Genomic DNA, 15,225 nt, shown 5'->3' with positions numbered 1-15,225 from the left:
CGACTTGAACCAGTGCAGCTTCGACCGGCGCAGCCTTGATCAGCGCGGCTTCGGCCAGCGCGACTTCGACCGGCAAGGACTCAACCTGACACGACCTCAACCCGACACGACTTCGACCGTCCGGAGATAGACCGGCGAGGACTTGACCCGGCAGGGAGATCGACCCGACAGAGGGCTTGACCCGGCAGGAGATCGACCCGGCAGGGAGCTCGAACCAGCAGGGAGCTCGAACCAGCAGGGAGCTCGAACCAGCAGGGAGCTCGAACCAGCGCAAGTTGAGAAGCGGCAAGCGACCGACTCGGCGCAAGCAAGGAGCGGCAAGCGACCGACTCAGCGCGAGCAAGGAGCGGCAAGCGACCGACCCGGTGCGAGCAAGGAGTGGCAGGCGACCGACCCGGTGCGAGCAAGGAGCGGCAGGAGGTCGAAGCGGCGCGGAGGATCGACTCGGCGCGGCTTTGGAACGGGCGGCGAGGGCTTGGATTTCTGGGGAAATAAGCAACGCCCCGATCGCCTGCCACGGGGGAAGCGGGCGATAGGGGCGTGCGAATACGAGCTTAACGAGCGTCCTTGCCGGACACAATGGGTCGACTTACTAAATTGTTGTCGATTCCGGTCGGGTGGGACTGCTGGTGGTGATCGGGTGAACACGCGCAGCTAAGGGGCTGGCTGGGAGTGCGACCAAACGGACATACTGCTATATTGCCTTCTTAAGCCGCATAACAATTTGTGAATGGCGTTCGTGAATGGCGTGCTGGGTAGTCGATAATATGACACCGACATTTTGCCGATAATCACGTAACCGCGGCTTGGGAAATCATTTTTTGCAGGTCAGTGCTGTTGGGCTGAAGAGCGACTCACACTGCGTTGATCAGGTCAAATGCGGGACATCACCGATTCGGTTGATTTCATCGACACATATGGTGGTCAGTCGAACAGGTGAAGACAATCGTGATCTTCCTAGATGTTCCTAAGCTCGCCGCGTGACATTGCAGGAGCCCCAGAACCCGATTTCCGCCGACGCCGATGTGTCCGACACCGAGGTGATCGAGGTCGCGCACCCCTCGCCGGTGTTCGTGGACTCGACCGGACGCCGGCGGCGCGTGCTGACGCGCGTCGCGTACGGCTTCGGTGCCCTCTGCATGACTTACGGGGGGCTGATCGGTGTCAGTCTGGCCGGTGGGCCGGTCAGCTCCAATGCTGTCCTGCCGCTGCCGGATCTTGTCAACGGCGATGACAAGGATGTTGCCGCGCCCCGGCCGAGCCCAACCCCGGCGCCGCAGACCAGTGTGACGGCGAGTGCGCAGCCGATACTCGAGGTCTTTCCCAACCGGGACGCGTCCCCGGCACGCACCGTCACAGTCAGACAGCCGGCGCGTACGTCTCCGGCGGCCCGCAGGACCACCACGGCCACCGTCCCGAAGCCGACCACGGCCAAGCCGAGCCCAACGCCGACCGGGTCCCGCACTCCGGAGTCGGCAAAGACCACCAAGCCGACCACACCGGCTACCACCCCGCCTGCCAGCAGCGGGACGCCCAGCGCTCCGGTCGCACCCCCGCTACCCGGGGGCACGGGCGGCGGGGGTGGTGGCACGGGCGGTGAGGGCGGCGGCGACGGCGATTCCGGCACCGACTTCCCCACGGAAGAACCCACCACCCCCGCAGCGGAGAACGGTGGCGAGGGCGGCGGCTCCCCCACCCCGACGACCAGCCAGAACGACGAAAGCGACAGCGACAGCGACAGCGACAGCGACAGCACGAGCGAAGACGAAAGCGAAAACGACAGCAGCAGTGAAGGCGAAAGCGCGACCGAGGACGACAGCGCCGGCCAGGAGCAGAGCCCGAGCAGCGAGCCGGCCGAGGACGAGCCCGACGCCGATCCCGAGCCGGCCCCGTCCGTGAAGGTGAAGATCGAGGCGGAGTGCGAGACCGAGGCCGAGGCCAAGCCCGTGGCCGGCGTCGAGGTGAGCGCGTGACGGCCCGTCGTAACCGCAATCGCAGCAGGTCGCGCCGACGCATCCTCCCGCAGCCCCGGGTGATGCTCGGCGTGCTGTTGATCGTGCTCTTCGTGGGTGTGCTGGTCGTGCAGGCGTACATCAATTCGGAGTTCACGTCGGATCACAAGGATTCTGAGGTCGGGGATCAGACCGGGGTGCCGCTGGCGATCCGCGGTGGCGGGCCGATCATCAACACGACCGGGGGGCAGGAGAGCTCGAACCGGCTGCCGCCGCGGACCATCGCGCTGACGTTCGACGACGGGCCCGATCCGGAGTGGACGCCTAAGGTCCTCGAAGTGCTCAAGGAGAACGATGCGCACGGTACGTTCTTCGTGATCGGTTCCGAGGTCGCGCGCCACCCGGAGCTGACAAAGAGGATCGCCGACGAGGGCCACGAGCTGGGCCTGCACACCTTCACGCACCCGAACCTGCAGCGGGTGGCCCCGTGGCGGCGCAGCCTCGAGCTGTCCCAGACGCAGGTGGCCATCGCCCGGGCGGCGAACGTACGGACAAATCTCGCGCGGTTTCCGTACTCATCAAAACCGCAGGCCATCGACGAGACCAACTGGAAGATCGTCAAAGAGGCCGGGCGGGACGGCTATCTGGTCGTGGTCAATGACATGGACAGCGAGGACTGGCAGCGGCCCGGTGTCGGGCAGATCGTCAAGAACGCATCGCCGCCAGGGGATGTCGGCGCGGTGATCCTCTTCCATGACGCCGGTGGGGACCGCGCGCAGACCGTCGAGGCGCTGCGGACGTTCATCCCGATGATGAAGCAGCGCGGGTATCGCTTCACGACGGTGACCGAGGGGCTGAATCTGGCCATCGAGCAGCAGCCCGACGCGGCCGCGCTGCCGCTGCTGCCGGTCAACCCCGCGGCGGCCCCGACCGATCGACTGCGCGGGTCCGGGCTCATCTGGACCGTACGCGTAGCCGACGGCCTGGTGTGGCTGATCGCCGGGCTGTTCCTCTTGGTCGGGCTGCTCACGATCGCGCGTACCGGCCTGCTCCTGGTGCTCGCGACCCGGCATGCCCGGCAGCGCCGCAAGCGGGGCTTCAGCTGGGGTCCGCCGGTGACCGATCCGGTGTCGGTGATCGTGCCCGCCTACAACGAGAAGGAGGGCATCGAGGCGGCCGTACGCTCGCTGGCCGGTGGCGACTACCCGGCGATCGAGGTGGTGGTCGTCGACGACGGTTCGACCGACGGCACCGCGGCGCTGGTCGAGCGCATGCACCTGCCGAACGTACGCGTGATCCGCGTCCCGAACGGCGGTAAGGCGAACGCCCTCAACACCGGTGTCGCCCTGGCCCGCCACGACCTGATCGTCACGGTCGACGGCGACACCGTTTTCGAGCCGGACTCGGTACGGATGCTGGTGCAGCCGTTCGCCGATCCGACCGTGGGCGCCGTGGCGGGCAACGTCAAGGTCGGCAACCGCAACAGCCTGGTCGCCGGCTGGCAGCACATCGAGTACGTGATCGGCTTCAACCTCGACCGCCGCCTCTACGAGATGCTGAACTGCATGCCGACCGTGCCGGGCGCGATCGGGGCGTTCCGGCGGGAGGCGCTGGCCCGGGTCGGCGGGATCAGCGACGAGACGCTGGCCGAGGACACGGACGTGACGATGGCGCTGTGCCGCGACGGCTGGCGGGTCGTCTACGCCGAGCACGCCAAGGCCTGGACCGAGGCGCCGGCGACGCTGGAACAGCTGTACCGCCAGCGTTACCGGTGGAGCTACGGGACCATGCAGGCGATGTGGAAGCACCGCAGGGCGCTGACGGATTCGGGGCCGTCGGGCCGCTTCGGGCGGGTCGGGCTGCCGTTCCTCGCGTTGTTCGGGGTGGCGCTGCCGATGCTCGCCCCGGTCGTCGACATCATGCTGGTGTACGGGCTGGTCTTCTGGGAGCTCACCGACACCGTCGTCGCCTGGCTGATGATGCTCGCGCTGCAGCTGGTGACCGCGGCGGTGGCGTTCCGCTTCGACCGCGAGTCGCTCGTCCCGCTGTGGCGGCTGCCGTTGCAGCAATTCGCGTACCGGCAGCTCATGTATCTGGTTTTGATCCAGTCCGCGGTGACCGCGCTGACCGGGGGCCGGCTGCGGTGGCACAAGCTGCACCGCGCCGGGCTGTCCGGGGTGAAGTCGGTGCCGGCCGCCGAACGGCCGCTGGTCCTGCCGAAGCAGGGCGTCGCACCGGCCGTCGACACGTGGCCGCCGAGTCTCGACCAGGTTCCGGTGGTGGGTCACCCCGCCGCGGGCCGGGCCACCGCGCGCCCGGCAGTGCCGTCCCAGACGCCGTCGCACGGCGCCTGAACGGACCCGCCCCGCTCGAACTGCAGCCGAGCGGGGCGGGTCTGGCTCTCAGAATCATCAGACGAGCTGGAGTTCACGCTCGTCCTCGTGTTCGGCGAATGGGAACACCAGGTGCAGGGACGTGCCGTCGCCGGGACGGTCGGAGAGGGCGACGGTGGCGTGGTGCGCGTCCAGGATGCGCTTGGCGACCGCGATGCCCTTGTCCGGGCCGGGCACCACCGTCGGGCTGGCGATCGCCCCGTAGTACAGGTGCGGGAACAGGTCGGGGCGGATTCCGTCGGGCATGTCCATGTCGTCGAGGCGTACCGTCGGACCGCTCTCGATGTCCGTGCCGACACGGACCCTACCGCCGGGCGGCGTGTACTTGATCGCCGCGAAGAGCAGATGCATGAGGACCTGTTCGAGGCGTACGGGGTCCGCGATGATCGGCAGCGACGGCCCGCCGCTCTGGTTGAGGATCCAGATCTGCTTCGTCGCCGCGATCGGCCGCACCGCCTCGACCGCGCGCTGGGTGAGCCGGGTCAGATCGATCTCCCGCATGTGCAGGCTGTCGCTGCCGCTTCCCGCCTCGGCCATCGAGTTCAGGTGGTCGAGCAGCTCCGAGAAGCCCCGCACGTGCGCGGACGTCGCCCGGCCGAGCAGATCGGCGAGTTCCAGGTCGTGCGTACCCTTGTCGCCCAGGTCTGCCAGGTAGGACCGCATCAGCCGCAGCGAGGAGCGGAGCTCGCCGCCGACCAGGTAGGCCAGCTCGTCCTTGTGCCGTTCGAGGACCTGCAGCCGCGCGGTGGTGTTGGCCAGCGCCGACGCGTACCGGCGCAGTTCCAGCTGGGAGGTGACCTGCCGGGCCAGCGCCCGCAGGGCCTGCAGCTGCTCGAGGTCCAGCCTGCGGGGCTGCGAGTCGACTACGCAGAGCGAGCCCAGGGCGTACCCGTCGGTGGTGAGCAGTGGGGCACCCGCGTAGAACCTGATTCCCCCGTCGTCAGACACCGTGGGGTTGTCCGCGAAGCGGGGGTCCTGGGTGGCGTCGGGCACCACCAGCAGGTCCTTGCCGAGGATCGCGTGGGAGCAGAACGAGATGTCCCGCGCGGTCTCGGTCAGATCGGTGCCGACGCTCGCCTTGAACCACTGCCGGTCGGCATCGAGCAGGCTGACGAGGGACATCGGTACGCCGCACACGGTCGACGCCAGCGCCACGATGTCATCGAAGTCCTTCTCCGGTTCGGAGTCGAGGATGTCGAGTTCGTAGAGCGCGGCGAGCCGGTCGGTTTCGTTCGCGGGCAGGGGTGCTTGCATGGTGGTCACCTCCGAGGCTGCCTCAAGAGATACCACCCAAAAGTTGCGATGCTCACATACCCGGCTTTTCGCCGGCCCCGCTTTTACGCAGGCCTGTGACAGACCGCTTCGATGTTGTTCCCGTCAGCGTCGAAGGCGAAGGCCGCGTAGTAATTCTCGTGGTTGTCCGGCCGCAGCCCCGGCGGCCCGTTGTCCACCCCACCGGCATGCAGTGCGGCGGCGTGGAAGGCGTCCACCGCGGCCCTGTCGGCCGCGGTGAAGGCGACGTGTACGCGGTGGGACGGCTCCCGAACCGCCAGCCAGAAGAACGGGCGCCCGCTGTCATCGCCGAAGCCCACCATTTCGGGCTCCTCGGCGACCACCTTGACACCCAGCGGGCGCAGCGCGTTCTCGTAGAAGTGCCGGCTCTCGTCGAGGTGGTGCACCCCGAGAAGGACATGGTCGATCATTCGGTCTTCCCTTCCCGCGTCGAGTACCGACCGTATAGCGGGAGCGGCGAACTTCGATGATCTCTGCGCCCAGTGGCGCTCATGGTGCGCCGTCTGGTTTCAATAGGCACCGAGCAGGGCCGCCGCGTGGCTGACCTGAACCGTGTGCGTGACGCAGTCCGGGCCGTCGACGAGGTGCAGCAGGAAGCCGGTGGGCTCGGCGACGTAGCCGGGCGGCGCGTCAGAGCCGAGCAGCAGCCCGGACTGGCGCCAGGTGCTCGGCGCGACGGTCATCACGGTGCCCGCGAACGCTGCGGTGATCGGCCGGTGCACGTGCCCCGCCATGATCCGCGCGACGTTGTCGTGACCGGCGACCACCTCCCGCAACTCCTCGCCGTCGAGCAGCCGCATCCCGTCGAGGAACGGAATGCCGATCGCCATCGGCGGGTGGTGCAGCCCGATGAGCGCGGGCACGCCGGGGCGCGCGGCGAGCGTACGGTCCAGCCACGCCAACTGCTCGCCGCCGAGCCGCCCGGCCGGCGAACCGGGAATCAGCGAGTCCAGGGCCACGATGGTGAACCCGGGATAGTCCACGGAGTAGTAGGGATCCCCGCCGAAGGCTTTCACCATGGCGTCCCGGTCGTCATGGTTGCCCGTGGTCAGGTGCAGGGGCAGCGGGAAGTCACCGATGACCTCCTGGAGGGCTGCGTACTCCTCCTCCAGGCCGTGATCGGTGAGATCGCCGGTGACCACGACACAGTCGGGGCGCGGGTCGAGGGCCATGACCCGGGCAAGGGCGAGCTGGAGCCCGGCGGCAGGCCCGCCACCCAACGGCCCGGTGGTCAGGTGCGAGTCGCTGAGCTGAGCGATGAAGGAGGTCATTCCGTCATGATCCGACGCCGCGGGTCCCGGTCAACCAAATGGTCGTAACCACTACAACGACAACATCAAGACATTGACATCCTCCTACCCCACGTTGATCATCTTCCGGCGCTCGATGACCTGTTGGAGCTCGGCGACCAGTCGGCGTGGCGACAGCGGCTTGGGCAGATATCCGTCAGCCCCGGAACTCAACCCCGCGTTGATGTCGTGCAAGTGCGCATTCGCCGACACCATCAATACCGCGGCATTGCTCACCTCCGGGTTGCTGCGCACCAACTGGCACAGCTCCATCCCGTTGAGCGCCGGCATGCGTACGTCGGTAACGATGCCCACCGGCCGCGCCACCTGCAGAATCCGCGCCGCGGTGTTCCCGTCCTTGGCACCCACCGCGGTGTAACCCGCACGCTCCAGCGCATAGGTGAGCATGTCCCGCAGATCAGCGTCGTCCTCGGCCACGAGGATCAGTTTCTCGTTCATGCGCGCGAACATCGGCCCGCCAACCCGATCCCCCAGCAAGATCGCAGTTGCATCCCGGGTGCGGAACATATCGATCAAGCCAAGAGCCGCGTGCCCGGCTGTGCAGAACCGCCCAGAGGAGGACACTGCATCAATGCTGGGACGAAACCCATCGCACTTCTGGGGCGTAGTGCTCGAGACTCCCGACCCCCTCGCACTGGCCGAGTTCTACTCGTCACTCATGGACTGGAAAATCGTCAAGGACGAGCCGGACTTCGTAGCGGTGGCACCCCTGGGCGACAACGTCGAATATCTGGCCTTCCAGCGCTCCCCCGACTACGAGCAGCCCACCTGGCCCAACAAGGCCCACAAACAACAGATGCAACTCCACCTCGACATCGAGGTCCCCGACCTCGACCGCGCAGTCCAGGCCGCAACCAGAGCCGGCGCCACAGAAGCAGACCACCAGCCCCAGGACACCGTCCGAGTCATGCTCGACCCCGACGGCCACCCCTTCTGCCTCTACGTCGACACCGCGCCGCTCTAACTCTTCCTCTGGGACCTCTGCGCCAGAAAGACGATCAGGACGATCAGGCCGGCAACAAGCAGACCCACAGGCAGCGCGATGAGCAGCAGAAATATGGCGTTCACCGGTGCACCCTAGATCATCGCTGGGTGCCTACCGCCCGGGTGCCTGCTGCCCGGGTGCCTGCTGCCCGGGAATGCGAAAAGCCGCTCCCGAGATCGGAAGCGGCTTTTAAAGGGTGGAGCTGTGGGGATTTGAACCCCAGACCCCCTCGATGCGAACGAGGTGCGCTACCAGACTGCGCCACAGCCCCCCGGCCCCGTAGGACCGACAAAAGGCTAACAGGTCCCCCACCCGCCTCGCGAACCCCCCTCCCGTGTCGCGGGAGACGATCTCTACGCCGGGTACGCGTTGCCCCGCCCGCCGGCCTCGTAGGCGCGACCTCGCAGGCCGCCCCCGCGCCGGTAGGAGACCGAGGCGCCGTTGACCGCTGCGGGCAGGTCGGAGGGGTCGCGGTCCAGGCCCATGGCCGTACGCCGGACCGCCTCTTTCTGCGCGGCGAGCCGGCGCTGAGCTTCGCGGCGGGCAGCCGCGCGGCGGGCCTGTTCGCGGCGGACCTCCGCTTGGCGGGCTGCGAGCCAGGCGGCTTCCCTTGCCTCGATGCGGCGGCGACGGCGGTCCACCATCGCGCGGTTGCGCAGGTGGACCAGGTAGCTGCCGAGCAGGGCACCCGTGACCGTGAAGCTGATCCAGAAGCCGGGGCTGACCGCGAGCACGCCGATGAGTTCGATCACATTCAACAGGAGCAGGGCGGCGAAGACGCGGCGGCGGCGGACCACTGCGGGCGTCTGCCTCCGCACAGGCGCGCGTCGGCGGGCCGGACGCCGCGAGCTGACCACCCGAAGACGCCGGGCGGGTGGCCCGGAGACCGGCGCGACGTCCTCGGACGCCGGGGTGGGGTCGGCGGAACCCTCCGCTTGATCACCCGTTAGGGTCCGCGACGTAACCATGTACTGGCGACCGGGGTTGACCGGTCGTCGTCCGGGCACGGTTCGGAGCCGACGGCGGCGCTGAAGCACCCGAGCCGTCGACGACGCCCGCTCCGCTGCCAGACGCTCGGTCGCGTCGTACCGGCGGACGAGAGCCGGCGCGAGGGCGAGCAGCCCGGCCGCGGCGAGGACGGCGAGGAGCACCGAGGTCGGCACCCTCACCCCTCCCGTCAGCCATGGAGCGTGCGCAGGCGGTGGGGCGCCCGGCACGAAAAAGTCGCAATCTCCCCGAGATTACGGGCGAGACCTGCTGATATCTGTACGCCGCGCCGGACGGTAACGAGCCGATGATCACTTTGTCGTGGTACGCAACCTCCGCCAGCGCGCGAGCAGGCCACCTTCCGCGGCGACTTCCTCGTTCGTCATCGCGTACCCGAGATGATCTCGCCACGCTCCGTCGATGTGCATGTACCGCGGGTGGTAAGCCTCCTCCCGGAAGCCCAGCTTTTCCACCACCCGGCGGCTCGGGACGTTCTCCGGTCGGATGTTGACTTCCACCCGATGCAACCCGCCCGGCCCGAACGCGTGGTCGACGGCGAGTGCCAGCGCGGTCGGGACCACCCCACGACCCGCAACCCGGGAATCAACCCAATATCCGGCGTACGCGGAACTGAACGCTCGCCGCACGATGCTGCCCAGGTTGAGATGCCCGACCAGCCGTTCCTTGCCGTCGTCCCCCCGGAGGCAGACAGCGAACGGCATGCTGTCGCCACGGCTGGCGGCACGTTTCATGTCCCGATACACGTAGAGGTACGCACGCGCCGAGTTCATCTCGGCCCAGGGGCCGGGCGGCGCCGACTCCCAGGGGCTGAGCCAGGCCTGGTTCGCGATGCGAACCTCCGACCAGGCTCGGGCGTCACTTCGCCGATAGGGCCTGAGCAGCACGGCTCCGTCCGCCAGGACGGCAGGCCATCCGGGCGTGGAGCCCAGCATCATCGCCTCCGGTCAAGCAGCAACACATCCACGGTCGATCCGGCGGCAGCCGCGGTGACCCGCTCGCCGAGCACCAAGAGACCGTTGGCCTCCGCGAGGCCGGACAGAGTGTAAGGCCCACCGGCGAGTGGCTGCACTGTGTAGCCCCCGCCGCGCCGTTCCGCTACATGAGCCGGCCGGAATTCCCGCAGGCCGCCCGGCGACGACACGGTTTCCAGCAGGTGCGCCTTCACGCCGGGCCGGAAGACCGGTTCCGCCCCGGCGAGCAGCTGAATGACCGGCCGCGCCAGCACCTCGAAGCCGATCAGCGCGGCACCCGGCTCACCGGGCAGGCAGACCACCGGAACTTCCTCGCCGCCCACGGTGCCGAACCCGAGCGTCGCACCCGGGCAGAGCGCGACGTCGGTGAACTCCACCACGCCCCGGCCATGGTCACGCCGCGACAGCACCCGGCGCAGCATGTCACCCGGCCCCGTACCCGTACCACCGGTCGTAATGATCAGATCGGCCCGCAAGGTCTGATCTTCCAGCAGCCCCCGGAGGCCCTCCGGGTCGTCATCACAGATCCCTATCCGGTACGCGAGAGCGCCCGCTTCCACCGCGGCGGCCGTCAGAGCGTGAGAGTTCGCATCCACCACCTGCCCGGGCTGACTCGGACGCCCCACGTCGACCAGCTCGTCACCCGTGGCCACGACCACCACCCGGGGACTGGGCCGAACAACCACATGACCGATGCCGGACGCCGCGAAAACCGCCACCATCGCCGGCGTGACGTACGCCCCGGCGGACGCCAGCACCCGCCCGACGGGCAGTTCATCACCCGCCCGCCGGACCCCGGAGCCCCGCTTCGGCGCGTGCATGATCTCCACGGCCGCCATGCCCTGATCCGTCCAGTGGATCGGCACCACTACATCGGCCCCGATCGGCAGCGGCGCCCCGGCAGCCACGGAGAAACACGTCCCCGGGGTCAGCCGCACCGGACGCCAGCTGGCCGCCCCCAGGTCACCGACGACGTTCAGCCGGACCGGGCGCAGTCCCGCCTCGAACGCCCCGAACGAGGGGTGCGAGCCGATCCGCCCGGCCGCGGCAAGGTCCTCCCAGCGGGCCGCGTACCCGTCGATCGCGGCCTGGTCGAAGGCCGGATAGGGGTGCGGGGCCAGCACGTCGTGGGCGAGGACGTTGCCGTGGGCCTGGGTGAGGTCGAGGTCGAGCGGAGGCAGCGCCCGCAACCTGCGCAGCACGCTGCCCAGGTATTCGGCGAGAGGCATCAGCTCGTTGGCGGCCGCCTCGGCATCGGCCGTCGCGGTCATCCCCGCGCACCGCCGGCTATCGCCGCCCGGCCGCTGATCTCCGCCGCCCTGCCGCTGATCCCTGCCGCGGGGGCGCCGGTTATTGCGGGGGCGCCGGCCATCGGCGCGCGGTCGCAGGGGCTTATCACTTGTCGCCGGCCTTGGTCGTACTGTCGCCGGCCTTGGTCATCTTGTCGCTGGCGACGAAGTCGGTGAGCCACGAGCTGAACTCGGCGCCCAGGTCGGAGCGCTTGACCGCGAGCTCGACAACAGCCTGCAGATACCCCAGCGGCATCCCGGTGTCGTACCGGTGTCCGCGGTAGACGATGCCGTGCACCGGCGTCCCCTCAGCGAGCAGCTGAGCCATCGCGTCGGTCAGCTGGATCTCGCCGCCGCTGCCGGGCTTGGTGTTGTGGATCGCCTCGAAGATCGTGGCGGGCAGGATGTAGCGGCCGACGACGGCGAGGTTGCTCGGCGCCTCCTCGGGTTTCGGCTTCTCGACCAGCCCGGTCACCTCCACGATGTCCTCACCGAACGAGGAGGGCTTGACCGAGGCGATGCCGTAGCGGCTGGTCTCCTCCGGGGACACCTCGATGAACGCGAGCACGATGCCCCCGGTCTGCGCCTGCAGGTCCAGCATGGCGGGCAGCAGCGGCTGGTCCTCTTCGACGAACTCGTCGCCCAGCAGGACGGCGAACGCGTTGTCGCCGATGTGGGAGCCGGCCACGCCTACGGCATGACCCAGACCGAGCGGCTCACCCTGACGGCAGGTGTAAATGTCGGCCAAGTCGCTCGTACGGCGTACAGCCGCGAGCCGTTCAAGGTCGCCCTTCTTCTCGAGGCGTGCCTCGATGTCGGGCCGCCGGTCGAAGTGATCGACCATGGAGGTCTTGCCCCGGCCGGTCACCAGCAGCACATCGGTGATGCCGGCAGCCGCGGCCTCTTCCACGATGTACTGGAGCACCGGACGGTCTACAACGGGCAGGAGTTCTTTGGGGACAGCCTTGGTAGCAGGAAGAAATCGGGTGGCGAGCCCGGCGGCCGGAATGACGGCCTTGACGGCTCGACGGCCGGTCGCATGCGCCTGCGTGGTCATCTGAGGAGTCACCGCACCTTTGCTGAGTTCGTGCCCGGACATGCCGCGAGACTAGCGGCCACGGCCCTGTCGCGGCGGCTGTGGCCCGCCGGACGCGCCCGCCACTGGTCCCTGTTGATCGGATTTCCCATCCGTCACCCCTCGCGAAACTGACGGGTCAGTCACATTCACAGCGGGTAGCGGAATGCTCTCGGCGAGACGGTACGTGTCACGCCCTGCGTTCTTAGCCGCATACAGCGCGTCATCAGCGGCATCAAGCACTTGCTGAGCGGTCGCACCGTGCTCCGGGTATACAGCAATCCCGATCGACACACTGATCGCAACCCGGTCCACAGCGACCCCGGCAACCCCGCTCATCCGCCGCGGATCGATAGGAACCGGAATGTCGCGAACCGCAGACCCCAACCGCTCCGCGACAATAATTCCCCCGTACGCGTCAGTCTCCGGCAGAAGCACGACAAACTCTTCACCTCCTTGACGGAACGCAACGTCGACGTCCCTGAGCCCTATCCGGATCCGCCGCGCGAACTCACCCAGCACGGCATCCCCGGCAGCATGCCCGTACGTGTCGTTCACGTCCTTGAAGTGGTCGAGGTCGAGCACCAGCACGGTCAGCATCCGCCCGAACCGCGTGGCCCGCTCCACCTCCCGACGCAGCGATTCCCGCAGGTAGCGATAGTTCCAGAGCCCCGTGAGCGGGTCGGTGAGCGACAACCGCTGCGCTTCCTCGTGCACCCGCACGTTGTGCACAGCGACCCCGGCCTGCCCCGCGAAGGTGCGCAGGGTGTGCAGGTCGGTGTCGTCGAACTCGTCCGCACCGAGCCGGTCATAGAGAGCCAGGACACCGAGAATCGCGGGCTGTCCGCTCTCGGTCATCAGCCCACCGGGCACCAGCGGATCCCCGACCGTCGCCGGCGCGCAGATAGGAACAGCCACATAGGTACGCCCCGCCGGCTCGTCCACGGGACCGCCCCCGAGATCGCAGAACCCCCGCCTCGCCTCGCCCCCAGCAGCGACAACACCGAGAATCCCGTGCCCCACCGGAATCCGGAGGGAGGGAAGATCAGCCTCGGGAACATCCCACCGCCCGGTCAGCCCCTCCGCGCAACGAGCGACCAGGACAGCTTCACCCGGATCGATGAGCAACACAACGCCGGCTCGAGCCCCGGTCGCCGACAATGCGGTCTGCAGAATGACCTCAAGAATCCGATGTACGTCGTGAGTGCTCGACAGCGTGTCGCCGAGGATCGCAAGATGCCCCCGCAACTGGTCCCGGCTCGCGGTCAGCGCCTGCACGTACGCCTGAAGCTCCCGCGTCATCCGGTTGAACGTGCCCGCCAGCTGCCCGATCTCGTCCCCCCGCCCCACCGGCACCCGCACACCCAGCTCCCCGTCGGCAACCTTGCCCGCCGCCCAGGCAAGCTCCTCCAGCGGCCGCGTCGTGGAGCGAGCCAGCCACCGAGCGGCAAGAACGGCCAGCCCCGCCACCGCAAAAACGGCCACGGCAAGGAAGACGTACAGCATCGCCGGCTCCTCGGACCGCACCTCCACGCTGATCGGAAGCGGCTGACCGGGCTCAACGGGTATCCATCTCCCCGCCGCACCGGAAACCTCCCCGGCACCAACCTCGACACGCGCACCGCTGCTGTCACCAAGGCGCCCGATGAAGAGGGAATCGATCCGCTCCAAAGCCACCACAACGACGTCGTCCTGCACCGCCCTCGCGCCGACCGCGGTAACCGCCTCCCCCACGCCACCCTGGCCTGCCCCAACCTGGCCTGCCCCAACCTGGCCCTGGCCGCCCGCCTGCCCTCGTTGGTCTGCGGCCGCACAGTCGCGTTCACCGGCGGCCCCACCCGTCGTGGTGGTGCTGGCAGCCGGCCCGATGCGAACCTCGGACGCCAGCCCTCGGGCAATCATCTGGTCGGCAGCGGTCCGTTGATCGGTCACGGGCAGCACGGCAACCGCGTCCGCGACAGCTTGGAGTTGTCGGCACATCGCACCGATCGCTGTCCGAACCGTCGTTGCGGCATGATCAAGTCGCTCTGCGGTCCGGTCCCGGCTCACCGTGGCGACGGTCATCCCGACAAAGAAGGATCCGAGCAGGACAGGACCGAGCACGACCGCGAGGAAGGCAGCAGTGAGTCGGCCACGCAGAGTCACATATCCTCCTGGAAGTGGCCTTCTTTGGAGCGATGCTGACATAGTGCGCACCGTTTGCCGGTTTTCAGAAGGGGGTGTTGTATGCCCGATTTCGCCAGTGATGCGGAAAGTTCACGCGCCGAAAAGGTTGCCCTCCGCACACGCCTCCTAGCAGCCCGTAGATCGAAATCCCCGGAAAATCTCAGCTCCGCCGCCCTTGCCACCCGATCCACCCTCCTGACCGCAATCCGCACCCAATCACCGACAGTGATTGCTGCCTATGTCCCGCTGGGTCCGGAACCCGGCGGCCCCGAACTGCCCGAAGCACTACGCAGCGTCCACGCCACTCCCGCGCCCCTGCCCGGCCCGTTCCACTCAGCGCACTCCCCGGTGATCCTGCTTCCGGTACTGCTACCCGACGGCGACCTCGACTGGGCGCTCTACGAAAGCCCGTCCAGCCTTCAGTCAGGAGCGCGCGGCCTCCTCGAACCCGTCGGCCGGCGCCTTGGCGTCGCGGCGGTGTCCGAGGCCTCGTTCGTAGTGGTCCCGGCGCTCGCCGTCGACCGCCGAGGCGTCCGCATGGGCCGAGGCGGCGGCTCCTACGACCGCGCCCTGGCCCGGGTCGCCCCCACGGCGTTCACCGTGGCCCTCCTGCACGACGGAGAACTGGTCGACACCGTGCCCGCCGAACCGCACGACCGGCGCGTAGGGGCGACGATCACTCCGACGGAGGGTCTCAGTGCGCCACCCGACTGGACGAAATAAACTCCGATGACGGAGCATTGGCACTCCTGGACGATGAGTGCCAAGCCATCGAGTAGCGAC

At 68.3% G+C, this 15,225-nt stretch carries 13 protein-coding genes and 1 tRNA gene; 4 read left to right on the top strand and 10 right to left on the bottom strand.

Annotated elements, in window-relative coordinates; translation table 11 throughout:
* Nucleotides 1–980 precede the first annotated feature (980 nt).
* On the top strand, nucleotides 981–1,973 hold the full coding sequence (locus Ahu01nite_RS20825; protein ID WP_203838244.1) for a hypothetical protein: 993 nt from the start codon (nucleotides 981–983) through the stop codon (nucleotides 1,971–1,973).
* A complete protein-coding gene (locus tag Ahu01nite_RS20820) occupies nucleotides 1,970–4,306 on the top strand; it encodes a bifunctional polysaccharide deacetylase/glycosyltransferase family 2 protein (RefSeq protein ID WP_203838243.1) in 2,337 nt (778 codons plus the stop codon). The genes Ahu01nite_RS20825 and Ahu01nite_RS20820 overlap by 4 nt, the downstream gene beginning before the upstream one ends.
* 57 nt (nucleotides 4,307–4,363) lie before the next feature.
* Here the strand turns inward: Ahu01nite_RS20820 and Ahu01nite_RS20815 are convergent, their stop codons facing one another.
* From Ahu01nite_RS20815 to Ahu01nite_RS20800, 4 genes are all read right to left on the bottom strand, one after another.
* Nucleotides 4,364–5,599, bottom strand: a complete 1,236-nt coding sequence (locus Ahu01nite_RS20815; RefSeq protein ID WP_203838242.1) for a GAF domain-containing sensor histidine kinase — start codon at nucleotides 5,597–5,599, stop codon at nucleotides 4,364–4,366.
* Between the two features lie 83 nt (nucleotides 5,600–5,682).
* The gene (locus Ahu01nite_RS20810; RefSeq protein WP_203838241.1) at nucleotides 5,683–6,048 is read right to left on the bottom strand and encodes a VOC family protein; all 366 of its coding nucleotides are present in this window, start codon (nucleotides 6,046–6,048) and stop codon (nucleotides 5,683–5,685) included.
* A 99-nt stretch (nucleotides 6,049–6,147) separates the two neighbouring features.
* Entirely contained in the window at nucleotides 6,148–6,909 is a 762-nt protein-coding gene (locus Ahu01nite_RS20805; protein WP_203838240.1) for a phosphodiesterase, read from the bottom strand.
* Nucleotides 6,910–6,993: 84 nt separating this feature from the next.
* Nucleotides 6,994–7,455 carry a response regulator transcription factor gene (locus Ahu01nite_RS20800; RefSeq protein ID WP_239159013.1) on the bottom strand — a complete coding sequence of 154 codons (462 nt, stop codon included), beginning with the start codon at nucleotides 7,453–7,455 and terminating at the stop codon, nucleotides 6,994–6,996.
* 64 nt (nucleotides 7,456–7,519) lie between these two features.
* Between Ahu01nite_RS20800 and Ahu01nite_RS20795 the strand changes: the two genes are divergently transcribed.
* A complete protein-coding gene (locus tag Ahu01nite_RS20795) occupies nucleotides 7,520–7,912 on the top strand; it encodes a VOC family protein (RefSeq protein WP_203838239.1) in 393 nt (130 codons plus the stop codon).
* 218 nt (nucleotides 7,913–8,130) lie between these two features.
* On the opposite strand, the gene Ahu01nite_RS20790 is transcribed toward Ahu01nite_RS20795, so the two are convergent.
* From Ahu01nite_RS20790 to Ahu01nite_RS20765, 6 genes are all read right to left on the bottom strand, one after another.
* Nucleotides 8,131–8,204: transfer RNA gene (locus Ahu01nite_RS20790), tRNA-Ala, on the bottom strand.
* 82 nt (nucleotides 8,205–8,286) lie between these two features.
* Nucleotides 8,287–9,102 (bottom strand): divisome protein SepX/GlpR, encoded by an 816-nt coding sequence (gene sepX / locus Ahu01nite_RS20785; RefSeq protein WP_203838238.1) that lies wholly within the window; start codon nucleotides 9,100–9,102, stop codon nucleotides 8,287–8,289.
* A 129-nt stretch (nucleotides 9,103–9,231) separates the two neighbouring features.
* The gene (locus Ahu01nite_RS20780) at nucleotides 9,232–9,876 is read right to left on the bottom strand and encodes a GNAT family N-acetyltransferase (RefSeq protein WP_203838237.1); all 645 of its coding nucleotides are present in this window, start codon (nucleotides 9,874–9,876) and stop codon (nucleotides 9,232–9,234) included.
* Nucleotides 9,873–11,183, bottom strand: coding sequence for a molybdopterin molybdotransferase MoeA (locus Ahu01nite_RS20775; protein ID WP_203838236.1), 1,311 nt, complete (start codon nucleotides 11,181–11,183; stop codon nucleotides 9,873–9,875). Before Ahu01nite_RS20775 ends, Ahu01nite_RS20780 begins: the two co-directional genes overlap by 4 nt.
* A 124-nt stretch (nucleotides 11,184–11,307) precedes the next feature.
* Nucleotides 11,308–12,258, bottom strand: a complete 951-nt coding sequence (locus Ahu01nite_RS20770; protein WP_203838247.1) for a UTP--glucose-1-phosphate uridylyltransferase — start codon at nucleotides 12,256–12,258, stop codon at nucleotides 11,308–11,310.
* Nucleotides 12,259–12,309: 51 nt separating this feature from the next.
* Nucleotides 12,310–14,463 (bottom strand): diguanylate cyclase, encoded by a 2,154-nt coding sequence (locus Ahu01nite_RS20765; protein WP_203838235.1) that lies wholly within the window; start codon nucleotides 14,461–14,463, stop codon nucleotides 12,310–12,312.
* A gap of 39 nt (nucleotides 14,464–14,502) precedes the next feature.
* On the opposite strand from Ahu01nite_RS20765, the gene Ahu01nite_RS20760 reads away from it, so the two are divergent.
* The gene (locus Ahu01nite_RS20760; RefSeq protein WP_203838234.1) at nucleotides 14,503–15,165 is read left to right on the top strand and encodes a 5-formyltetrahydrofolate cyclo-ligase; all 663 of its coding nucleotides are present in this window, start codon (nucleotides 14,503–14,505) and stop codon (nucleotides 15,163–15,165) included.
* The last annotated feature ends 60 nt before the right edge of the window (nucleotides 15,166–15,225 follow it).

This window comes from Winogradskya humida, assembly GCF_016862215.1.
In the GTDB taxonomy this organism is placed as follows: domain Bacteria; phylum Actinomycetota; class Actinomycetes; order Mycobacteriales; family Micromonosporaceae; genus Actinoplanes; species Actinoplanes humidus.
Note: the sequence above shows the minus strand (reverse complement) of the source record. Positions and strands in the feature narration are given on the sequence as shown.